Raw genomic sequence first — 21,079 nt, 5'->3', positions numbered from 1 at the left:
AGCCAGGTGTTTCTTTCGCTCCAGGATCGCCTGCTGCAACTTCGCGGCCGGGCGAACCGGGCGTCGTTTTAGCAGTCAATACGCGGGAGTGCTAACTCAATAATTAGCACTCCCCCGGGGAGAGTGCAAGCAGTGGACGTGCCGGAAGGCCAGTATCGGCCAGCTGGGGCCACTCCGGCACGACTCAATACGCTACGGGCGATTAACTGCCGCTGCTGCTGGCCGTTTCACTGCCGCTCATGGTCGACATGTTGTCCGCCCCATAGGTATAGACCACGTAGTTTGCGGAGCTGACGTCACCGTGGGCATCGAAGCCGATCCGCCCGGATTCCCCATCGTAGTCGGGGCGCTTGCCGGCCCGGAGAAGGTCGAGGCACTCCTGGTAGTTCTTGCACACCGCGGCGTCGCCGGAGGGTCCGCTGCCGGAGGTCTGGACCTTGCCGCCCGAGACAGCGATCAGGCCGGCCGCAATGGAGGCTCCGGCGTCGTCCTGCGCCGCGGCGGCCGCGACGGCGGCGAGGTTGACGGCGTCGTAGGTCTCCGCGGCGAAGGTCATGTCCTGCAGCTGCGGATCCACGGACACCAGTTCGCCCTGGAAGTGTGCGGAGGCAAAGGTCCCCGGAAGGATCCCGCGCGTACCGTCGAGGGCACTGGAGCCGAGGCCGGAACCGTACTGGTTGACCGCCCCGTCGCTGAGAATGAGTTTCTTCCCGGCAACCCCGGCGTTGTTCAGTTCGGCGATCGCGCCCTGGGCCCCTGCACGGGCGACAAGCACGACGGCGTCGGGAGCCGCGGCTTTTGCGGCAGCGGCCGCCTGCTGCGCATGGCCCGGGGCGAACGCGGTGACGGCGACGGTCCCGAGGCCGGACTGTTTGGCAGCGGCGGCCACTGCGTTGGACACGTCCTTGCCGTAGCTGCCTTCCTCGTACACGACGGCAATACTTGCCGCGCCGCCGTCCTTGGCGAGCTTGACCAGGACTGGTGCCTGCGCGATGTCGGCCGCCGAGGTGCGGAAGTAGTAGCCCTTGCTCTCATAGCCGCTGAGCCCGCTGGCGGAGTTCGCGGGCGAAATCATGGCGATCCTGGCATTGGCCAGGACATCGATGGCGGCGGGCGCCCGGCTGGAGTCCGTCGGACCGATGACGACGTCGGCTTTGGCCGCAGCCAGCGCCTTTGCCTGCGCTGCGGTGTCCCCGCTGATGGTTGTCGGCAGCAACTCCACCGGCTTGCCCTTGTGACCGCCGCCAGCGTTGATTTCCTTGACCGCAAGTTTCGCGGCGGCCAGCTGGGGGGCGTTGAGGAAATTCTGCGGGCCGGTGTTGTCAAGGATCAGCCCGATCCGCAGGGTGCCGTCACCGCTCGCGTCTGCCTGCTCCACGCGGGCGCCGCCTGTCGGCCCCAGGCAGGCGGTGGTGGTCAGCGCGGCCGCTGTTGCCACGGCGGCGGCACGGCCCAGCCGCAGTGCCACAGCCCGGCGTCGGACAGTGCTGCCGGCGGCCTTTCGGGCGGTGGCTTTTTCGGCAGGGTCCTGCGGCCCGTGCGACGCGGCGGTGAAGGTCACGGGGCGGGCCGGACGCTTTCGGCCTGCGGCCCTTTTTCGCCCTCGCCGACTTCGAGTTCCACGCGTTGGCCCTCGTCCAGGGCACGGTAGCCGTCCCCCGCTATGGCTGACCAGTGCACGAAGACGTCGGCCCCGGAGCCGTCCACGGTGATGAAGCCGTAGCCCTTTTCGGCGTTGAACCATTTGACGGTTCCCAATGCCATGGTGATCACACTTTCAGTCGGCTGGCGGGCGCCCCACCACATTGTGGGCGGCGGAATGCAAATACTGTACCCACAGGCTCAGGCAGTGGCGCAGAACGGGGACGGGTCCGGCAGCCAATAGTATTCAGGCGTCACCGGAAGGAATTACTTGAAACCGGGCGCCAGGACGACGACGAGCGGCAGTTGGAATTCGGCCGAGTCCACCATGCTGGGGATGCCGAGGAGCTGGCCGAGGGCCTGGGCATTGCCCTTCTGCGCGGCGCCGCTGTAGAAGATCACGGAGCGCTGCTGGGGCACCCCGCCCCAGTTTCCGAGTGTGCCGAGGGTCCAGCCGGCGGTGGAGACCGTACTGCCCACGCGGTTCGCCAGTCCGGCGGTCGTGGTGCCGTTGAAGACTGCTACCGGCTGGGTCTTGTCGATGGCGGCAACCGCCGAGGGGGTAGCGGGGGGCGCAGCAGGCGCGGACGGCGTCTCGCTGGCCGTCTGGCTCGCGGGGGCCTCGCTGGACGCCGTGGGAGCGGGGGACGCGGCGGCGCTGCTGCCGCTCTGCTCAGCCGAAACCGCCAGGGTGTCTCCGGCCGAGGTGAAGCCGAGTTTCGGCATGAACAGGAAGGCCACGAGGCCGATGGCCAGGGCTGCGGCGCCGACGGCCAGGATGGGAACCAAACGGCGGCGGTGGCGGGATTCGGCAACTGCCCGGTGGACACCCTGACGTGCGGAGGTCTCCGGGACCCGATCAAATTCATCCCGAGCGTATTTGGTCATGGTGAAACGATGTCCTTGCTGATTTCTGACGAATTGACCACGCCGGCTTCCGCGCGGGAATCCGCGCATTCGGCTGTGCTTTTACGCGTCTGAGCCTAAGCGGCGAGCAGTCCGCGCACGTTGGCGTGACGTACGTAGTCTACGCAATCTCTTCACCAACATGGGATCGTGGGCCAGTGCATCCTCGGTGTCGATGAGGGCATTGAGGATCTGGTAGTAGTGCGTGGCGGAGAGGTCGAAGAGCTCGCGGATGGCTTGTTCCTTGGCGCCGGCGTACTTCCACCATTGCCGTTCCAGCGCCAGCATCTGCTGGTCCCGGCTGCTCAGCGGCGACTCGGGGCTGGTCCCGGCGGCAGGCGATTCCGCCGTCGACAGGTGCTCTTGCGCTTGCTCGGCCATGACACACTCCCTGCTTGTTCCGTTACGGCTGGATCCGGTGAAAAGTCTTCCCCCATGCTACGGGCGAATAACAGGGTTGTCATTTGCCACCCTGCGAGAATGGGCCCTGTGCCTAACTCCGACTCGCCTGATTCCGATGCCCTTTTCGAGCTGGAGCCGGCGTCGAGCCAGTCCGTCAGCTTCGAGGAGATGGCCAGCCTGCCCTTGTATGAACTCGTGGCCGCCGGCTGGGCCGAGGCGCTGGCCCCGGTCGAGGGGCAGTTGCGCGACGTCCTGGCTTTCCTGGGCCGGGAAGTTGCCGGGGGCCACGATGTCCTGCCGGCGCCGTCGAACGTTTTGCGGGCGTTCCGGCAGCCTCTGGCGGGCGTCCGGGTCTTGATAGTGGGCCAGGACCCGTATCCGACCCCCGGCCATGCCGTCGGGCTGTCCTTCGCTGTGGACGGCGCCACCCGGCCCATCCCGCGCAGCCTTGCCAACATTTACAGAGAGCTCGACGCCGACCTGGGGCTGCCGCCGCGGATCCACGGTGACCTCAGTGGCTGGGCGGAACAGGGTGTGCTGCTCCTCAACAGGGTCCTCAGCGTCCGGTCAGGGGCAGCAGGATCGCACCGGAACAAGGGTTGGGAAGCCATCACAGCAGCGGCGATCAGTGCCGTGGCCAACCGTGTCACAGCCGGCGGCTCCCGCGCGCCACTCGTGGCGATCCTCTGGGGCAGGGACGCCGGGACCGTCCGGCCGCTGCTGGGTCCCACACCGGTGCTCGCCAGCGCCCACCCGAGTCCGCTCTCAGCCTCACGGGGCTTCTTCGGCTCCCGGCCGTTCAGCCACACCAACACCCTGCTCCAGGAACAAGGCGATGGCACTGTGGATTGGGAACTCCCGCCGCTCCCCTGGCCCGCTTAACAGTCAGGGTTCCGCACAGGCACTTTAGCTAGGCTTGACCCATGACCTCAGTCCCCGCCGCCACCTCGGCCACCCGGAATTCCCGCCCGCAGACCAATCTCACCGTCCTGCGCCGCGAGCAGCTCTCGCCGCACATGGTCCGGATCATTGCCGGGGGTCCGGGTTTCGCCGGCTACGTGAACAACGCCTACGTGGACCGGTACATCAAGATCGTGTTTCCGCAGCCCGGGGTCGAGTACCCGGAGCCACTGGACCTCTGGGCGATCCGGGAGACCTTGCCTCGCGACCAGTGGCCGCACACCAGGACCTACACCGTCCGCTGGGTCGACGAGGCGGCCGGGGAAATCGCCATCGACTTCGTGATCCACGGCGACGAAGGCCTCGCCGGTCCGTGGGCGGCGTCCGCCCGGCCCGGCGACGCCCTGGTCTTCACCGGCCCGGGGGGCGGCTACAACCCGGATCCGGCCGTGGACTGGTACCTGTTCGCGGGCGACGAATCCGCCCTGCCGGCCATCGCTGCCTCCATCGAATCGCTTCCGGCGGATGCCCGTGGCCTTGCCTTCCTCGAGGTGGATGGCGGCGCCGATATCCAGGACATTGCCGCGCCGGTCGGCGTCGAGCTGCACTGGCTTATGCGCGGCGGCGTGCCTGCCGGCGCCAGTGACCTGCTGGTCACTGCCGTGCGGGATTCCGTCTGGCCTGAAGGCCGGGTGCAGGTCTTTGCGCACGGGGAGCGCGGCTACATGAAGATCCTGCGGGACGTGTTCTACGCCCAGCGGGCTCTGGAGCGCTCCCAGGTTTCGCTGTCCGGCTATTGGGCGAAGGGCAGGGTGGAGGACGACTTCCAGGCCGAGAAGAAGCTCCCCATCGGGAAGATCTGACGGCGCCGCGGACTTTCCCCACGTTTGCCATCACGACGCCGAGGCCCGCCGCCACGCCGTCGGGACCTAGCGGCGCCGCGCCCGGCGTCGTTCGTTGCTGGCCAGGCTGCGGGTCAGGGGCCGGGCCAGGGTGTCACCGAGCACGATGCCGGCCGCGACGCCCATCACGATGGCGCCGGCATTGAGCATGCCCCCCGCACCCAGCAGGATCTCCGATTCCTCAATCGTCAATACATACATGGACCGGAATATAGTGAGGCCCGGCAACAGGATCAGGGCGGCGGGAACAGCGACGACCAGCTGCGGTGCGCCCATCCGGAGTGCCACCACCCGGGCCGTGAGCCCGATGACCACAGCTGCCAGTGCGGGCGAAAAACGCATCCCGATGCCCAGGGCGTCAGCCCCGATCAGGACCAGATAACCCACCACGCCCACGGCCGCGGTCGGCAGGAGCAGGGTCCAGCTGGTCTGTTCGGTGATGCCGATCATCAGGACTGCGACGGCGATCAGAATGACCACCACCCATAAGTCATACGCCGGCGGGAATGTCTTGGTGACGTCGATGGGTTCCATCGCCATCATGTCCCCCACCACGAATCCTACGGCGATGCCCGCGACGAGCGCGCCGAAAGTCAACATCGTGGAGACGAACCGGCCGGCGGCCGTGACCGGGAAGCCGTTAATCGCGTCCTGCACCGAGGAAACCAGCCGGCCGGTCGGCAGGAGCAGCAGGATGCCGCCGACCACCACGATTTCGGGGGCGATCTGGAACCCCACCAGACCGCCGAACCGCCACAGCAGCAGGGCGATAAACGTGACCAGGAACGAGCAGGCCGCCGTGATGAAGAAGTCCGGGGTACGCCAGCGGCCCAGCTGCCGGGCCAGCAGGCTGACCAGCAGGTTGGACAGGAAAGCAACCACGGACGCACCGGGTCCGCCGCCCAGCACGCCGACAAAGGCAGCGGAAAAGACGCCGAACGCCACTGTGACCATCCAGCGCGGGAAGGGCTTGGCGCTGCGGGTGATCTCCTCCAGCCGGCGCACGGCCTCCTCACGCCCCACCCCGCCGGCCACGATTTCGGTGACCAGCTGGTGCACCTGGGAGAGACCGGCGTAGTTGTTGGTCCACGACCGCACGACGCGTAGCAGAGTGATGGGCGTCTGGTCCTTCGGGGCATAGTTGATGGCCACCGACTGGTTGGTGATGTCCACCTCGATGTTCTTCAGCCCCAGGGCGGCGGTGATGGCGATGATGCTGGTTTCCACTTCGAGGGCGCCGGCACCGTACCGGAACATGGACTCGGCCAGGTGCAGCGCGAAGTCGATGGTCTTGCGGGCGGAAGTGTCCACCCCGCCCACCTGGATCATCGGGTTGGCATACGGGCTGCCCGCCAGGCGGTCCACGATGCTCATTGGAGCGGTCGGCGGGTTCTCCCCCTGGACCAGACGGCGCAGCATCCGCTTGCCGGCGGCATTCTGGCGCACCTGCGAGGCAGACATCGGCTCGGTCTTGGGCAATCCGTCGGTGTGCGGCCGTCGGCGGCCGTCGGTTTCCTTGGTCATTCCGGCGTCCTCAAAATCTCCGTGGCAGCCGGTTTAGTAAAACTGCTGGCCCGTGCGGCGGGTGTAGAGCTGGCGCGCGACGCGCTCCCCGGCGGACATCCAGGCCTTGTACTTCAGTGGGCTCAGCACCTGGTCGTAGCAGCCGACAAAATCGGTCACGGTCTTGCTGAAGCTGGTCTTGAACAGGCCCAGGCCGTGGAACGGGTTGGAGGTGTCCTTGAGCTGGTCGCTGGGGGGCGTGCCGCAGAAATCGTATTCGGTGCATCCGAGTTCCTTGAACTGGTTGATGGCCGTCCACTGCACCAGGTGGGAGTCGCCGTACTGGTTGCGCTTCTGCAGCGAGCCGCCGTCCTTGTACGTTCCCTTGCGGCCGTAGTTGATGACAAAGGCACCCACTGACGGCACGCCGTCCTCGTAGACGAACAGCAGCCGTCCCTGGTCGCGCTTAATGAAGTTGGTCCAGAACTGGCGGTAGTACTCATATTCGCGGACCCGGACCTGGGACTTGGCTTCCACGGTGTTGGTCATGAGCGCGTACATGGCATGGAAGTTCTCGTCTGTGGGTTCCACGTTGTGGACCTCCACGCCCTCGCGGATGGCGCGGCGGACGGCATTGCGGCCGCGCGAGTGCAGGTTGCGCAACAGCTGGTTCTCGTCCGGGGAGATGTCCAGCAAGGCCGTCGAGTCGTTGGGCTGCAGGTTGTGGGTCTTGACCAGACCGGCTCCTTCGATCACCTGACGGGCTGTCTCGGAGCGCACGATGTCCGGCTCGATTTTGATGGCGAAGACCCCCAGCCGGGCACGCTTCACGAACTCGGCGTTGGCTGCGGCGATGCCGGGGATATCCTCGACAGCGGCCACATCCGGGCCCTTGATCAGGTACCAGAGCTTGCCGAGCAGCGGGAAGGACTTCTCCAGGACAAGGTTGTAGCTCGTGTAGTCGGCGGTCTCGTACACGAGGTGCAGGGGCTTCCAGCCAAAGTGCTGCTTGACCCCGGCAAAGGCCTCCGATTGCAGGAGATTGCCGCCATTGGGGTTCGCAGTAACGTGGGTGTCCCAGTTGGCGATCTCTTCGGCAGAGGCAAAACGGGCGGTGAATTCACGCAAGGGTGCGGCATCCAATCATTGCGGTACGAGCGTCGGCGGCATGCGGACATGCAGGTTCAAGTCTATCCGCCCGGGCCCATGCTGCCGCCCGGAACAGACCGGTTAGGCTGGAAGCATGCCGCCCGATCAGCAACCAGTAACCGCAGGATCCGGAAACCGGGAACCCGCGGCCGGTCGGCGCGCGCCGGGCGCCCAGCTGCCGGGGCTGCTGGTCTTCCTCGCCGCCTCCGCACTGGTTGCAGGGCTCGGCGGGCTGGCCACGGCCAACAACGTCAACGGCTGGTATGCCGCCGCGGACAAGGCACCATGGTCGCCACCGAACTGGGTGTTCGGGCCGGTCTGGACCACCCTGTACATCGCGATGGCTGTGGCCGCCTGGCTGGTCTGGCGCCGCCGGTCCGACCGGACCAGGCCGGCGCTCACCGCGTACGCCGTGCAGCTTGCGCTCAACCTGGTCTGGACCCCGGCCTTCTTTGGCCTGTACCCCGCCCTGGGCACGCCGGCCCTGTGGATGGCCTTCGGAGTCATCGTGGCACTGGCGGTGGCCGTGGCCGTCACGGTGCTATGCTTCGGACCGATCAGCCGGACGGCCGGGCTGCTGATGCTGCCCTACCTCACCTGGATCGTCTTCGCCTCGTCATTGAACCTCTGGGCCGCGCTGAACAACTGACTTAGCATTCCACGACGTTGACGGCGAGGCCGCCCATGGCGGTTTCCTTGTATTTGGAGCTCATGTCCTTGCCGGTTTCGCGCATGGTCACGATGACTTCATCCAGGGACACCCGGTGCGTGCCGTCGCCCCAGAGCGCCATCTTGGCGGCGTTGATGGCCTTGGCCGCGGCGATCGCGTTGCGCTCGATGCACGGGATCTGGACCAGCCCGCCGATCGGGTCGCAGGTCAGGCCGAGGTTGTGCTCCATCGCGATTTCCGCGGCGTTTTCGACCTGGGCCGGTGTCCCGCCCATAACCTCGGCCAGCCCGGCGGCCGCCATCGACGACGCCGAGCCCACCTCGCCCTGGCAGCCGACCTCGGCACCGGAGATCGAGGCCTGTTCCTTGTACAGCACCCCGATCGCGGCGGCGGTCAGCAGGAACTTCACGATCGTCTCGTCCCGGTCAGCCTGGGTGGCCTTGTCCATACCGGGCGCGAAGTGCAGCGCGTAGTACAGCACGGCCGGGATGATGCCGGCCGCACCGTTCGTGGGTGCCGTGACCACCCGGCCACCGGAAGCGTTCTCCTCGTTCACGGCCAGCGCGATCAGGTTCACCCATTCCTGCCAGTACTTCGGGTCCCGGTACCCGGGGTCCTGGCCACGGGTTTCCTTGAGCAGGCGTTCGTGCCAGTCAGGTGCCCGGCGGCGGACCTTCAACCCGCCCGGCAACAGCCCCTCACGCTTGAGGCTGACCTCAACGCATTCCTCCATCACCGAGTAAATATGCAGCAGACCCGCAAGGATTTCCGCCTCGGTCCGGGACGCGCGCTCGTTGACGAACATGATCTCGCCGATCGAGAGACCCTTGGACTGGCAGCGGCCCAGCAACTCCGCAGCGGTCCGGAACGGCAACGGCAGTTCCTTTTTGGACTCATCGAGTTCCTTCAACGCCGCATCCTCCTCACCCTCCCGGACGATGAAACCACCGCCCACGGAGAAGAACGTCGCCGTGTGCAGGACCTCCCCATCGGCGCCCGCGACCGTGAACGTCATCCCGTTGGTGTGCCGCGGCAGGATCGTCAGCGGCCGCAACACCATATCCTGCACCCCGTACGGCAGCGCCACGCCTGTTCCCTCACCGGCGAGCTGCAGGATACCGGTCCCGGCGATCGCCGCGAGGCGTTCCTCCACCTCCTCGGGAAGGATCAGCTCCGGGTGGAACCCCTCCAGGCCCAGCAGGATCGCCGTCATCGTGCCATGCCCATGCCCGGTCGCGGCCAGCGAACCGTAAAGATCCACCCGCAGCGACACCACCCGGTCCAGCACACCGGAGGCCTTGAGTTCCTCGGCAAACACCGCCGCAGCCCGCATCGGGCCCACGGTGTGTGAACTCGAGGGCCCTATTCCGATGGAAAAAAGGTCAAAGACTCCAACAGCCATGGTCGGTTCCTAACTGGCTCAAACTGTGTCCCGGCAGATGGTCCTGCCGGATGGCGGTGCGGCCGCCGGTTGGCTGCTGTTCCGCCGGATGCACGACGCCGGGCAGCAACTTGTGGCGGCGGCCCGGCGTCGTGATCTGTACTGCTTCTACTACCTGTAATACGGGCTCTACGCGAGGTTAGCAACCGAGGGGTAGAGCGGGTGGGCGGCGGCGAGTGCCTGCACGCGGTGGCGCAGACCGGACAGGTCGGCGCCGGCGTCGGCGATCAGCGCCTCCGCGATGATATCGGCAACCTCGGTAAAGGCAGCCTCGCCGAAGCCGCGGGTGGCCAGCGCCGGGGTGCCGATCCGCAGCCCCGAGGTGACCATCGGCGGGCGCGGGTCGAACGGGACGGCGTTGCGGTTGACGGTGATGTCGATGTCCGCGAGGCGGTCCTCGGCTTCCTGCCCGTTGAGCTCGCACTCGCGCAGGTCCACCAGGACCAGGTGCACGTCGGTGCCGCCGGAGATCACGTTGATGCCCTTGGCGGTGACGTCGGGCTGGACCAGGCGCTCGGCCAGGATCCGGGCACCGGCCAGCACACGCTCCTGGCGTTCCTTGAACTCCGGGGACGCGGCGATCTTGAAGGCCACGGCCTTGCCCGCGATGACGTGCTCGAGCGGGCCGCCCTGCTGGCCCGGGAACACGGCCGAGTTGATCTTCTTGGCGATGTCGGCGTCGTTGGAGAGGATGATGCCGCCGCGCGGACCCGCCAGGGTCTTGTGCGTGGTGGACGTGGTGACGTGCGCGTGCGGCACCGGCGACGGGTGCAGCCCGGCGGCCACGAGCCCGGCGAAGTGGGCCATGTCCACCATGAGGTAGGCGCCCACGGAGTCGGCGATCCGGCGGAACTCGGCAAAGTCGAGCTGCCGGGCGTACGCGGACCAGCCGGCGACGATGAGCTGCGGCTTGTGCTCCTGGGCCAGGCGTTCGACCTCGGCCATGTCGATCCGGTGGTCGTCCTCGCGGACCTGGTACGGGATGACGTTGTACAGGCGGCCGGAGAAGTTGATCTTCATGCCGTGCGTGAGGTGCCCGCCGTGCGCCAGGTTCAGGCCCATGATGGTGTCGCCCGGGCGGATCAGCGCGTGCATGACGGAGGCGTTGGCCTGCGCGCCGGAGTGCGGCTGGACGTTGGCGTACTCGGCGCCGAACAGTGCCTTGACCCGGTCGATCGCGAGCTGCTCGATGACGTCCACGTGCTCGCAGCCGCCGTAGTAGCGCTTGCCCGGGTAGCCTTCGGCGTATTTGTTGGTCAGCACGGACCCCTGGGCCTGCATAACGGCCCTGGCGGTGTGGTTCTCCGAGGCGATCATTTCCAGGCCGTCGCGCTGGCGGGTCAGCTCGGCGTCGATCCGGGCAGCGATCTCCGGGTCCAGCGCGGACAGGTCCGCGTCCAGGCTCGCAGAGACGACCTGCTCAAACACGGTCTCGGTGCCGGTCGCTGCGCCGCTCACAGTTCGCCGCCATTCTTGGACGCATAGTCCTGGGCGGAGAGGAGCGGGCCGTCGGATTCGGCGGCGACCTTGAAAAGCCAGCCGGCGCCATAGGGGTCGCTGTTGATCAGCGCGGGGTCGTCGACGACGGCGGGGTTGATTTCGGTGACCTCGCCGGTGACCGGGGCGTACAGGTCCGAGACGGACTTGGTCGACTCGACCTCGCCGCAGGTCTCCCCCGCGGTCACCGCGGAGCCGACCTCGGGCAGGTCCACGTAGACGATGTCGCCGAGGGCATCGGTGGCGACGGCGGAGATGCCGATCGACACGACGTTCCCGGCCTCGCGGGCGACCCACTCGTGCTCGTCGGAGTACTGCAGTTCAGGGGCAACTCTTGCCATGTGTTCTTCCTAAGTCTTGGAGTGGTCGTTGGTGCTAAATCTATTGTGGCTTGGTTACGTGGTGGGTTGTGGCCGGGTTACGCGGCCGGAAACCGAATTCCTCCGCGTGCTCGGTCGCGAAGGCGCCCGCTGAGCGGACGCGACCGAGCATGCAGAGGATGTCGGGTCCGACGGGCCAAAGCAACCCGGAGCCGGGTACCGCTGAGGCGCCCGGGAACCGCGAACAGCCGGGCTACTTTTGGCGTTTGTAGAAAGGCAGTGCGACCACTTCGAAGGGTTCCGTTTTGCCGCGCAGGTCGATGTCCAGGGCCGTGCCGGGTTCGGTGAACTCGACGTCGACGTAGGCCATGGCGACCGGGTAGCCCAGGGTGGGGCTGGGCTGGCCGGAAGTGACTTCGCCGACCGTGGTGCCGTCCTTCAGGACCGGGTAGTGGCCGCGGCCGGCCCGGCGGCCGAGGCCTTTGAGCCCGACCAGCTTGCGGCCCGCGGTGGCGCCGGCGCCGGCTTCCTTCTTGGCGGCCAGGGCTGCCTTGCCGACGAAGTCGCCTTCCTTGGAGAGCGCCACGACCGGGCCCAGTCCGGCGGCGAACGGGTCGCCGTCGAGGGAGAGTTCGTTGCCGTAGAGCGGCATGCCGGCCTCGAGCCGGAGCGAGTCGCGGGACGCGAGACCGGCGGGCGTCAGCTCGCCTTCCTCGGCGATGGCGATGAGCGCCTGCCAGAGGGCGGCGGCGTCGTTGTTGGACACGAAGATCTCGAAGCCGTCCTCGCCGGTGTAGCCGGTGCGGGCCAGGAGGAGTTCCTTGCTGGTGCCGCCGACCATGAACGGCACGTCGACGGCGGCGTAGTACTTCAGGCCGGTGACGAGCTCGTGCTGGGCGGCGGGGATCAGGCGGAGCAGGATGGCCTCCGCTTTGGGGCCCTGGACCGCGATCAGCGAGGTCTCGGCGGAGGCATCCTGGACAGTGACATTAAATCCTGCCGCCCGGTCCGCCAGGGCCGCGGCTACGACCTTGGCGTTGCCCGCGTTGGGGACCACAAGGAACTTCTGCTCGCCGCGCCGGTAGGTGATGAGGTCGTCGATGATGCCGCCGTCCTCGTTGCAGATCAGCGAGTATTTGGCCTTGCCGACCGCCATCGCGGAGATCTTGCCGACCAGGGCGAAGTCCAGGAAGGCTGCGGCATCGGCGCCGGTGACCCAGACTTCACCCATGTGGGAGAGGTCGTAGAGGCCCGCGGAGGTGCGGACGGCGTGGTGCTCGGCAAGTTCGGAGCTGTACTTCAGCGGCATCTGCCAGCCGCCGAAGTCCGTGAAGGAGGCGCCGAGCTTCTTGTGCTCTTCGTACAGGGCCGTGTAGTTCTCAGTCATCGTTGGCTGTCCCTAGTTTTTTGAGTCGGAGTTGGCGGAGTCGGCGGAGTGGACTGCGGTGTCTTCTTCGAAGGCCTCGAGGGGAGGGCACGAGCAGATCAGGTTCCGGTCCCCGGCGGCGCCGTCGATCCGGCCGACCGGCGGGAAGTACTTGTCCTGCTTGAGCGTGTGGACCGGGAAGACGGCCTGTTCACGCGGGTAGCCGCGCTCCCAGCCGGTGCTGATGACAGCGGCGGCGGTGTGCGGGGCGTTGCGCAGCGGGCTGTGCTCCACGGTGAAGTCGCCGTGCGCCACCTGGTCGATCTCGGCGCGGATCGAGATCATGGCCGTGATGAACCGGTCGATTTCGCCGAGGTCCTCGGATTCGGTGGGCTCGACCATCAGGGTGCCGGCCACCGGGAATGCGAGGGTGGGGGCGTGGAAGCCGTAGTCGATGAGGCGCTTGGCGACGTCCTCCGCGGTCACGCCGGTCTTGGCCGTGAGTTCGCGCAGGTCCAGGATGCACTCGTGGGCCACGAGTCCGCCTTCGCCGGTGTAAAGCACCGGGAAGAAGTCGTTCAGTCGGGCCGCGATGTAGTTCGCTGCGAGCAAGGCCGACTTGGTGGCCTCGGTGAGTCCCTGGCCGCCCATGAGCTTCACGTACGCCCAGGAGATCGGCAGCACGCCGGCCGAGCCGTAGCGGGAGGCGGAGATCGGAGTGCCGTCGGCACCGTCGGCAGGATTGGCGGCGTTGCCGGGCATAAAGGGTGCCAGGTGGGCCTTGGCAGCGACCGGGCCGACGCCGGGCCCGCCGCCGCCGTGCGGGATGCAGAAGGTCTTGTGCAGGTTCAGGTGCGAGACGTCGCCGCCGAACATGCCGGGCTGGGCCAGCCCGACGAGGGCGTTGAGGTTGGCGCCGTCGATGTAGACCTGGCCCCCGGCGGCGTGGACCGCGTCGCAGACCTCACGGACGTCGGCGTCGAACACCCCGTGGGTGGACGGGTAGGTGATCATGATCGCGGACAGCGCGTCCTTGTGCAGTTCGATCTTGGCCTGCAGGTCGGCGTGGTCGATCGTGCCGTCGGTGGCGGTGGCCACGACGACGACCTTCATGCCGGCGAGCACGGCCGAGGCGGCGTTGGTGCCGTGGGCGGAGGCGGGGATGAGGCAGATGTTGCGCTGGGCCTGGCCGCGGGAGTGGTGGTAGCCGCGGATGGCCAGCAGGCCGGCCAGTTCGCCCTGGGAGCCTGCGTTCGGCTGGATGGAGACCTGGTCGTAACCGGTGATCTCGGTCAGCTGGGCTTCGAGGTCCTCGATCAGTTCGCGCCAGCCGGCGGTCTGGGATTCGGGGGCGAAGGGGTGGATGGAGGCAAACTCCGGCCAGGAGATGGCCTCCATTTCGGCTGTGGCGTTCAGCTTCATGGTGCAGGAACCCAGCGGGATCATGGTGCGGTCCAGGGCGAGGTCGCGGTCCGAGAGGCGGCGGATATAGCGCAGCAGCTGCGTCTCGGAGCGGTGGGTGTTGAAGACCGGGTGCTGGAGGTAGTCGGAGGTGCGCTCGACGGCGGAGTCCAGGCCGAACCCGGAATCACCGGCTGATTCTGCGTCTGCGACGCTGGCACCGAAGGCGTCGACGACGTCGGCGACGATGGCCGCCGTCGTCGCTTCATCGGTGGAGATGCCGACCGTGTCGGCATCGATGGCGCGCAGGTTGATGCCCTTGGCCTCGGCGGCGGCGATGATCTGGGCGGACTTGCCCGGCACCGAGACGGTGACGGTGTCGAAGAAGCTGGTATGCAGCACGTCCAGGCCGGCGGCCTTGAGCGAGGCGGCGATGGTCCGGGCGTGGTCGTGGGTGGTCTCTGCGATGGCCTTCAGGCCGTCGGGGCCGTGGTAGACGGCGAAGAAGGAGGACACGATCGCCAGCAGGGCCTGCGCGGTGCAGATGTTGGACGTGGCCTTCTCGCGGCGGATGTGCTGCTCGCGGGTCTGCAGGGCCAGCCGGTAGGCCGGGACGCCGGCGTTGTCCTTGGAGACGCCGACGAGCCGGCCGGGCATGGACCGCTCGAGGCCCTTCTGGACGGCCATGTACGCGGCGTGCGGGCCGCCGAAGAACAGCGGGACGCCGAAGCGCTGGGCGGAGCCGACGGCGATGTCGGCGCCCTGCTCGCCCGGGGACGTGATGAGGGTCAGGGAGAGCAGGTCCGCGGCGACCGTGACGAGGGCGCCGCGTTCCTTGGCCTCGGCGATCACGGCAGTGTGGTCGAACACGCGGCCGGAGACACCGGGCTGCTGCAGGACGACACCGTTGATGATGCCCTCGGGCAGTCCCTTGGAGAGGTCGGCGACCTCTACCTCGAAGCCGAGGGCCTCGGCGCGGCCCTTGACGATCGCGATGGTCTGCGGGAGGCAGTCGGCGTCGAGGACAGTCTTGCCGTCGTGGGCCGTTTTGTTCTTGTTGGCGCGGCGCATCATCAGCACGGCCTCGGCCACGGCGGTGGCTTCGTCCAGCAGCGAGGCGTTCGCGATCGGGAGCCCGACGAGGTCCTGGACCATGGTCTGGAAGTTCAGCAGCGCCTCGAGCCGGCCCTGGGAGATTTCCGGCTGGTACGGCGTGTATGCCGTGTACCATGCCGGGGCCTCGAGGATGTTGCGGCGGATCACCGGAGGGGTGAGGGTGTCGTAGTAGCCCTGGCCGATCATCTGGACGGCCGTCTTGTTCTTCGCAGCGAGCTTGCGCAGTTCGGCGAGGACTTCGACCTCGCTGAGGGCTTCGGTGAGCCCCAGCGGGGCGTCCTGCCGGATGTCCTTCGGGACGGCGGTGTCCACGAGCGCATCGACGGTGTCGTAGCCGACAGCCTTCAACATGGCGTCGACGTCGGCCTGGCGGCGGGCGCCGATATGCCGGTCAACGAAGGACGTGGAGGCTGAGGTAACAGTCACAAGGAACTCCATAACTAAGGCGGCGCAGGGTACGCCGCATTGATTCGGGTTCCTCCCCGCTCTGTATTGGACCTGAGAGTTTCCGCGCAGCCGTGCTCTCGCATGGCTCCGCTTGCACCGTCGGTGAGCACAGCATGTCGATTAGACAGCCTGCTACTTTCCAGAGTTGCCTTGCCGCGGCGGTACATGGGCCTGAGAGATTCCTGGGGAGGGTTTGCTCCTACGGCGCCTGCTTGTACCTACTTGCAGAACTCTCCCGCCGCAGATCAAAGGCATATTCAATTGCTCGTGACCGCAGTCACAGCTCCCATTGTCCTACGCCGGGCCAGCGTCCGCAAACCAGCGACCGGGCGTCCGCGATAGTTACGCGAAGGGACCGCCGGCGGCCCGCGAAAGACGCTCCGCACCTCTGGCGAAAGATTCCAAACACTCCCGCACCTCCGGGGAAGATTGCCGAACCAGCTCAGCCGCGGAGCCGCTCGAGGGCGGTGAGCAGGCTTTCGACGTCGGGGCCGACCTCCGGGAGCGGCCCGCCCGGGCCGCGCGCCAACATGGCGTTGAAGTACAGCCCGTCCCCCATGTACAGGACGGGCTTGGCCATGGCGGGGCCGACGTCGGCGGCCAGCAGTTCCAGCCAGCTTGCCTGGACAGAGGCCATGCGGCGCAGGGTCTCCTCATGGGCCACTTCCGCCAGCCGGGTGGCGGCGACGAAGACACGGTCCAGCGGCGTGTCCGCCCAGACAGAGGACTTGATGAAGAACGCAGCGGCGCCCTCCGGCGCGGCGGCCATGGCGGCGAGGTCCTCGGCAAGCAGCCGGTCCAGCCGTTCCAGCAGGACGGAGATCATCGCTTCCTTGTTGGGGAAGTGGTACAGCAGCCCGCCCTTGGACACGCCGGCCAGCCGGGCGACGGCATCGAGCGTCGCGGCACGCTCGCCCTCTTCAATCAGGAGGGATTCGAACGCATCGAGGACGGCTTCGCGGGCGACGGGTTTTCTGGCCATGGTTCCTATCATGCCCCGCGGAGGGGGCCGTTACTCACACTATCCATTTCCTCACTATACCGTCCAGACGGTACAGTTATTGTCATGAGCAACACGCCCCTCACCCGCAGCAGCCCCGGCACCCTCAGCAATCACGCCGTCGGCACACCGTCAATCCAGGCACCGCGGGCACCGTGGCGCGACTGGCTGGCGCTGGCGCTGCTGATGTTCCCGGTGCTGCTCGTGGCCGTCGACAACACGGCCCTGACCTTCGCACTGCCGGCCATCGCACGGGGCCTGGACGCCTCCGGGGTGGAGCTGCTTTGGATTGTCGACGCCTACCCCCTGGTCCTGGCCGGCCTCCTCGTGGCGATGGGCAGCCTCGGTGACAGGATCGGCCGCCGCCGGCTGCTCTTCATCGGCAGCACCGGATTCGCTGCCGTCTCGGCCGTCACGGCCTTCGCCCCCAGCGCCGAGTGGCTGATTGCCGGCCGCGCGGGGCTGGGGTTCTTCGGCGCGATGCTGATGCCGTCCACCCTGTCCCTGATCCGCAACATCTTTCCCGAGCCGAACCGGCGGCGGCTGGCCGTGGCCATCTGGGCCGCCGGCTTCTCCGGAGGCGCAGCGCTGGGCCCGATCTTCGGAGGCTGGCTGGTGGAGCACTTCTGGTGGGGCGCTGTCCTGCTGGTTGCCGTGCCGATCATCATGCCGTTGCTGGCCCTCGGTCCGGCCCTGATCCCGGAATCCCGCGACCCGAACCCGGGACGGGTGGACATGCCCAGCATCATCCTGTCCCTGCTGGTGATGGTGCCGGTGGTTTACGGCATCAAGGTCCTGGCCACGCACGGCCTGGCTGCGGAACCGCTGGCGGCCATCACCTTTGGCCTGCTCATGGGGTATGTCTTCGTCCGGCGCCAGCGGCACCTTCTGGCGGCCAGCCTGTCACAGGGTACGGCCGGGGTGCGCAACCGTACCGCTCCCCTGCTGGACCTCAGCCTCTTCGGTAACCGGGTCTTCAGCACCGCCATCGTCGCGAACGTGCTGGCGCTGTTCTCCTTCAATGGCTTCATCCTGTTCCTCGCCCAGCACCTGCAGCTGATCGAAGGGCAGTCGCCCTCGGAATCCGGGGTCGCCATGGTCCCCGCCCTCATCGCCACCGTCCTGGCCGGCCTGCTGGTGGTGCCGCTGGTGAAAAAGGTCCGCCCTGGTTTCGTGGTCGCCGGCGGGTTGCTCCTGAGCGCCGCCGGCTACTTCCTGGTGGCCTTTGGCAACCATGGCAACGGTCCGGCGCTGCTGCTGGCGGCCCTGCTGGTGCTGTGCCTTGGCGTCGGCGCCGCGGAGACCATCTCCAACGACCTGATCCTCGGGGCAGCACCGGCGGAGAAGTCCGGGGCGGCGGCCGCGATTTCCGAGACCGGCTACGAAGTCGGTTCCCTTCTTGGCACCGCCATCCTGGGCTCCATCCTGACAGCCTCCTACCAGGGCAATCTCCGGCTCCCCGCCGGCGTCGCCGACTCGGCCCCGGCGGAGGTATCGGCGCAGGCCGGCGAGACGCTCGCCGGGGCCGTGGAGCTGGCGCAGGCCCTGCCGGGACCGCTGGCGGAGGCCGTGATGACGGCCGCCCGGACCGCTTTCGATTCCGGCGTGCACATCACGGCCACGATCGCCCTGGTGCTCATGGCAGGGGCGTCGGTTCTCGCCGCCGTCGTGCTCCGGAAGGTGCCGACCGCCAAATAGCCGGGAAGCGGTCGAGCAGGGACCCGGCGCGCGCCGAAGTCCGCTTAAATGCCAAGCGCCCGGCCACCGGTGGAAACCTGTGCCGGGCGCTTGGTGATGCCGGAACGCTACTTGCTGTCCGCAGTCGTGACACTGGCGTTGGCCCGCATGGTTTCCGCGTTGACCATCCAGGCGTACTGCTCAAACTTGGCAATGAACGCGTGCAGCAGGTCCGCCGTCGTGGGATCCTCTTCGTCCACCGCGTCGTGGACTTTGCGCATGGTGCCCACAGCGGCTTCGAGGGCCGCGACGATGCGCTCAATGGCGTCCTTGGTGTTAATCAGGCCACTCGGGAACTCGGCGAGCGAGGTGGACTTGGACACCGTGGAGCTGCGGCCATCCGGGAGGGCATGGAGGGCGCGCATGCGCTCCGCCAGGTCGTCCGCGAAGGCGCGGGCAGCATCGATTATTTCGTCCAGCTGCAGGTGGAGGTCCCGGAAGTTCGTTCCGACAATGTTCCAGTGCGCCTGCTTGCCTTGAACGTGGAGTTCGATCAGGTCCACGAGCACTGCCTGCAGGTTTGTCGTGAGGGTCGGTGAAGCTTTCATGCGTCCTCCTTATAGTCCGATACCGTGGCGCACGGGACTGCTGCGTCCGATACCGCTGGGTCCGATGCCTCCGACGCTACCGCAGGGCACTCCAGGACGGCGACGGTCCCGGGAGAATTTCTCGGTCAGCTTACTAAGTCGGCTTACTAAGGACGTCGGGGAGGTTCCGGGGCGGCTCAGACCGCCTCGTTGAGCACCGGCCCCTGCGGGAAGACGGCCCGCGTGATGCCGCCCGTGGTGGCCTCCGCCAACTGGGAAAGGTAGTCATTCCGGCGTTTCGGCGCGATCCGGGACTGGGGCTCGAAGCCCTGCCCGGGATCGTCCGTGTAGTGCGCGGTCAGGCCGTCCCGCATGAGCCGGATGGCTTCGGCCCGCTGCTGGGACACCGCTGCGTGGGTGGATCCGAGTTCGGCGGCCAGGTCTTTGACCGTCCTGTCGCCAAAGTAGATCTCCTCGACGACGTAGCGCATCCGCTCGGGGAGGGACTTCACCGCCGCGCGGAGGTACTGGAGCCGCTCGTCCGCGAGCACGGAGTGCTCCGGCGTCAGGGTTTCTGCGGCCAGCGTGTCAACAACAGCTTCATCCAGCGGCGTTAGGGTGCGGGAGGCGTCGGCGAGTGCTGCCTCGACGACGCTCTGCTGGACACCCAGTGCCGAGGCGATCTCATCAACGCTGGGGGTGCGTCCGAGGGCTGCGGCGAGGGTCTCCTGGACCGACATGGTTTCTTTGATCCGGCGGCGCGCCGAGCGGGTGGCCCAATCGCTCGCGCGCATCTCGTCCGCGAAGGCGCCAAGGATGCGCCGGCGCGCGAAAGCGCCGAACGGCACACCGAGGTCCGCGTCGAAGGAGTCGGCCGACGTGATCAGGGCAATGGCGCCGGCAGACGCCAAGTCATCGCGGGAAAGGTGTGACGCTTTCGAGCACAAGTCTGAGACGAGGTAGCCCACCAGCGGAAGATGCTGTGTGACCATCTCGTTGCGTTCCACGCGATTCAATAGAGTGTCCCCCCATGAGACAGGTTCCGGAAGCCTTAAAAAGCCGAGAGCCGCGCCCCTGAATGGGCCCCGTGCTCCCCCCATGGAAGTCGGTGTTCAAAACCCGGGCGCAGCACCCAAGACGAAACATATCACCTGAGCCACAACCTGCGTGTAACCTCAGGAAAAAGCTTGGCTGAAAATGCGCTAACGCTTCAAGGCCGGGACAGCAAGGGGAATGGGGCCCATGGGTGCAGGTGATCTTTCGGCGGCTCTCTGGCAGGAACGCCGCCAGCTGGAACTGCTGATATTCAGACTGGAAACACAGCGGCTCCATGTCCTGGCTGGAAACCTCCAGTGGCTCAGGTTTACGGCCGCCGAAGTGGAGGGCGTCCTCGAACGCCTCCGCTTCGAAGCCCTGGCCCGGAGTGTCGAATCGGCGGCGGTGGCGGCCGAATGGGGGCTGCCGGCGCAGGCCACGCTGGCCGAACTCGTCGCCGGGGCTCCCGCCGGTGCGTGGCCGGAGATGCTGCAAGACCATCTGGACGGTCTGCGCGCTTTGCTCGCGCAGCTCAGCGACGCAGCCCGCGCCAATGAGGACGCACTGCGCCACCTGGACTTTCCGGTACCGTCCGGGGCGTCCACAGCGCCAGGCGGCGACGCGAATGGCACCGTGTCCGTGCCCGCGGACACCAAACAGGTCCTTGATCAGCTGACGACGGCGGGGAACATTGAGCATGCCCTCGCGGTCACGCGGCGGACACCGCAGCCGCTCCTGACCCGATACCTCGACGGTAAACGCGACTGACCGGTCTCCCGCGCGGGGTTCAGTCCGGATCGGGGTTCAGTCCGTAAAAGAGGCTGGCTTCGTGGCCGGTGCCGGCAGCAGGAGACCCCGCAGCGCGTCTTCGGTGTCCGGGCCTGCTCCCGCGCCGGCTTCAGCGGCCGCCAGGTTCGCCGCTGCAATGGCCTCGATGACTTCCCGGCGCTGGATCGGAACACCCCGGGGGGCCTCAATGCCTATCCGAACACCGTCACCACGGCCTTCCAGAACCGTGATGACGATCCCGTCGCCGATCATGATCTGTTCGCCCGGCTTGCGTGTTAGTACCAGCATTCTCTCAATCTACCCTTCGCGGCGCGGCGCTGCCGACGAACC

The 21,079-nt window shown here is 67.3% G+C and carries 21 protein-coding genes and 2 riboswitches; of the genes, 6 read left to right on the top strand and 15 right to left on the bottom strand.

Going from position 1 to position 21,079, the window contains the following annotated elements; genetic code table 11:
* Positions 1–202: 202 nt before the first annotated feature.
* The 4 genes from ACZY0Y_RS07095 to ACZY0Y_RS07080 all read right to left on the bottom strand — a co-directional run bounded on the left by ACZY0Y_RS07095 (position 203) and on the right by ACZY0Y_RS07080 (position 2,928).
* Entirely contained in the window at positions 203–1,462 is a 1,260-nt protein-coding gene (locus tag ACZY0Y_RS07095; RefSeq protein ID WP_463957241.1) for an ABC transporter substrate-binding protein, read from the bottom strand.
* 95 nt (positions 1,463–1,557) lie between these two features.
* Positions 1,558–1,764, bottom strand: a complete 207-nt coding sequence (locus ACZY0Y_RS07090; protein WP_463880909.1) for a cold-shock protein — start codon at positions 1,762–1,764, stop codon at positions 1,558–1,560.
* A 144-nt stretch (positions 1,765–1,908) separates the two neighbouring features.
* Positions 1,909–2,529 carry a LytR C-terminal domain-containing protein gene (locus ACZY0Y_RS07085; RefSeq protein ID WP_463880911.1) on the bottom strand — a complete coding sequence of 207 codons (621 nt, stop codon included), beginning with the start codon at positions 2,527–2,529 and terminating at the stop codon, positions 1,909–1,911.
* Between the two features lie 81 nt (positions 2,530–2,610).
* Positions 2,611–2,928 (bottom strand): DUF3263 domain-containing protein, encoded by a 318-nt coding sequence (locus tag ACZY0Y_RS07080; RefSeq protein WP_463880913.1) that lies wholly within the window; start codon positions 2,926–2,928, stop codon positions 2,611–2,613.
* Between the two features lie 99 nt (positions 2,929–3,027).
* Between ACZY0Y_RS07080 and ACZY0Y_RS07075 the strand changes: the two genes are divergently transcribed.
* The gene (locus ACZY0Y_RS07075; protein ID WP_463957216.1) at positions 3,028–3,831 is read left to right on the top strand and encodes a uracil-DNA glycosylase; all 804 of its coding nucleotides are present in this window, start codon (positions 3,028–3,030) and stop codon (positions 3,829–3,831) included.
* Positions 3,832–3,872: 41 nt separating this feature from the next.
* Positions 3,873–4,712, top strand: a complete 840-nt coding sequence (locus tag ACZY0Y_RS07070; protein WP_463957215.1) for a siderophore-interacting protein — start codon at positions 3,873–3,875, stop codon at positions 4,710–4,712.
* 66 nt (positions 4,713–4,778) lie between these two features.
* Here the strand turns inward: ACZY0Y_RS07070 and ACZY0Y_RS07065 are convergent, their stop codons facing one another.
* Both ACZY0Y_RS07065 and ACZY0Y_RS07060 read right to left on the bottom strand, forming a co-directional pair.
* Positions 4,779–6,275 carry a threonine/serine exporter family protein gene (locus ACZY0Y_RS07065; RefSeq protein ID WP_463957214.1) on the bottom strand — a complete coding sequence of 499 codons (1,497 nt, stop codon included), beginning with the start codon at positions 6,273–6,275 and terminating at the stop codon, positions 4,779–4,781.
* A gap of 33 nt (positions 6,276–6,308) precedes the next feature.
* Positions 6,309–7,382 (bottom strand): lipid II:glycine glycyltransferase FemX, encoded by a 1,074-nt coding sequence (locus tag ACZY0Y_RS07060; protein ID WP_463880924.1) that lies wholly within the window; start codon positions 7,380–7,382, stop codon positions 6,309–6,311.
* A gap of 115 nt (positions 7,383–7,497) precedes the next feature.
* Between ACZY0Y_RS07060 and ACZY0Y_RS07055 the strand changes: the two genes are divergently transcribed.
* Positions 7,498–8,052, top strand: coding sequence for a TspO/MBR family protein (locus ACZY0Y_RS07055; RefSeq protein WP_463880926.1), 555 nt, complete (start codon positions 7,498–7,500; stop codon positions 8,050–8,052).
* Between the two features lies 1 nt (position 8,053).
* Here ACZY0Y_RS07055 and ACZY0Y_RS07050 read toward each other — a convergent pair whose 3' ends face one another.
* Entirely contained in the window at positions 8,054–9,475 is a 1,422-nt protein-coding gene (locus ACZY0Y_RS07050) for an L-serine ammonia-lyase (RefSeq protein ID WP_463957213.1), read from the bottom strand.
* 25 nt (positions 9,476–9,500) lie between these two features.
* On the opposite strand from ACZY0Y_RS07050, the gene ACZY0Y_RS07045 reads away from it, so the two are divergent.
* Positions 9,501–9,635, top strand: a complete 135-nt coding sequence (locus ACZY0Y_RS07045; protein WP_463957212.1) for a hypothetical protein — start codon at positions 9,501–9,503, stop codon at positions 9,633–9,635.
* Positions 9,636–9,643: 8 nt separating this feature from the next.
* Here ACZY0Y_RS07045 and glyA read toward each other — a convergent pair whose 3' ends face one another.
* The 5 genes from glyA to ACZY0Y_RS07020 all read right to left on the bottom strand — a co-directional run bounded on the left by glyA (position 9,644) and on the right by ACZY0Y_RS07020 (position 16,643).
* Entirely contained in the window at positions 9,644–10,972 is a 1,329-nt protein-coding gene (gene glyA, locus ACZY0Y_RS07040) for a serine hydroxymethyltransferase (protein WP_463880932.1), read from the bottom strand.
* Entirely contained in the window at positions 10,969–11,352 is a 384-nt protein-coding gene (gene gcvH, locus ACZY0Y_RS07035; RefSeq protein WP_463880934.1) for a glycine cleavage system protein GcvH, read from the bottom strand. The genes glyA and gcvH overlap by 4 nt, the downstream gene beginning before the upstream one ends.
* 232 nt (positions 11,353–11,584) lie before the next feature.
* A complete protein-coding gene (gene gcvT, locus ACZY0Y_RS07030) occupies positions 11,585–12,718 on the bottom strand; it encodes a glycine cleavage system aminomethyltransferase GcvT (RefSeq protein ID WP_463957211.1) in 1,134 nt (377 codons plus the stop codon).
* Between the two features lie 12 nt (positions 12,719–12,730).
* Positions 12,731–15,652 (bottom strand): aminomethyl-transferring glycine dehydrogenase, encoded by a 2,922-nt coding sequence (gene gcvP / locus ACZY0Y_RS07025; protein WP_463957210.1) that lies wholly within the window; start codon positions 15,650–15,652, stop codon positions 12,731–12,733.
* Between the two features lie 39 nt (positions 15,653–15,691).
* Positions 15,692–15,809, bottom strand: a riboswitch (glycine riboswitch).
* 1 nt (position 15,810) lies between these two features.
* Positions 15,811–15,909, bottom strand: a riboswitch (glycine riboswitch).
* Positions 15,910–16,103: 194 nt separating this feature from the next.
* Positions 16,104–16,643 carry a TetR/AcrR family transcriptional regulator gene (locus tag ACZY0Y_RS07020; RefSeq protein WP_463957209.1) on the bottom strand — a complete coding sequence of 180 codons (540 nt, stop codon included), beginning with the start codon at positions 16,641–16,643 and terminating at the stop codon, positions 16,104–16,106.
* Between the two features lie 84 nt (positions 16,644–16,727).
* Between ACZY0Y_RS07020 and ACZY0Y_RS07015 the strand changes: the two genes are divergently transcribed.
* Positions 16,728–18,359, top strand: coding sequence for an MFS transporter (locus tag ACZY0Y_RS07015; protein WP_463957208.1), 1,632 nt, complete (start codon positions 16,728–16,730; stop codon positions 18,357–18,359).
* Positions 18,360–18,466: 107 nt separating this feature from the next.
* Here ACZY0Y_RS07015 and ACZY0Y_RS07010 read toward each other — a convergent pair whose 3' ends face one another.
* Positions 18,467–18,946: a Dps family protein gene (locus ACZY0Y_RS07010; protein ID WP_160667686.1), complete on the bottom strand. Its 480-nt coding sequence runs from the start codon at positions 18,944–18,946 to the stop codon at positions 18,467–18,469.
* Positions 18,947–19,122: 176 nt separating this feature from the next.
* Positions 19,123–19,941 carry a sigma-70 family RNA polymerase sigma factor gene (locus ACZY0Y_RS07005; protein ID WP_463880945.1) on the bottom strand — a complete coding sequence of 273 codons (819 nt, stop codon included), beginning with the start codon at positions 19,939–19,941 and terminating at the stop codon, positions 19,123–19,125.
* Between the two features lie 226 nt (positions 19,942–20,167).
* Between ACZY0Y_RS07005 and ACZY0Y_RS07000 the strand changes: the two genes are divergently transcribed.
* The gene (locus tag ACZY0Y_RS07000) at positions 20,168–20,728 is read left to right on the top strand and encodes a flagellar protein FlgN (RefSeq protein ID WP_463957207.1); all 561 of its coding nucleotides are present in this window, start codon (positions 20,168–20,170) and stop codon (positions 20,726–20,728) included.
* 36 nt (positions 20,729–20,764) lie between these two features.
* Here the strand turns inward: ACZY0Y_RS07000 and ACZY0Y_RS06995 are convergent, their stop codons facing one another.
* The gene (locus ACZY0Y_RS06995) at positions 20,765–21,037 is read right to left on the bottom strand and encodes a carbon storage regulator (protein WP_463957206.1); all 273 of its coding nucleotides are present in this window, start codon (positions 21,035–21,037) and stop codon (positions 20,765–20,767) included.
* Positions 21,038–21,079 lie beyond the last annotated feature (42 nt).

Source organism: Pseudarthrobacter kochi (genome assembly GCF_055412805.1).
The sequence above is the reverse complement of the archived record's forward strand: the minus strand, read 5'-3'. Positions and strand labels throughout refer to the sequence as shown.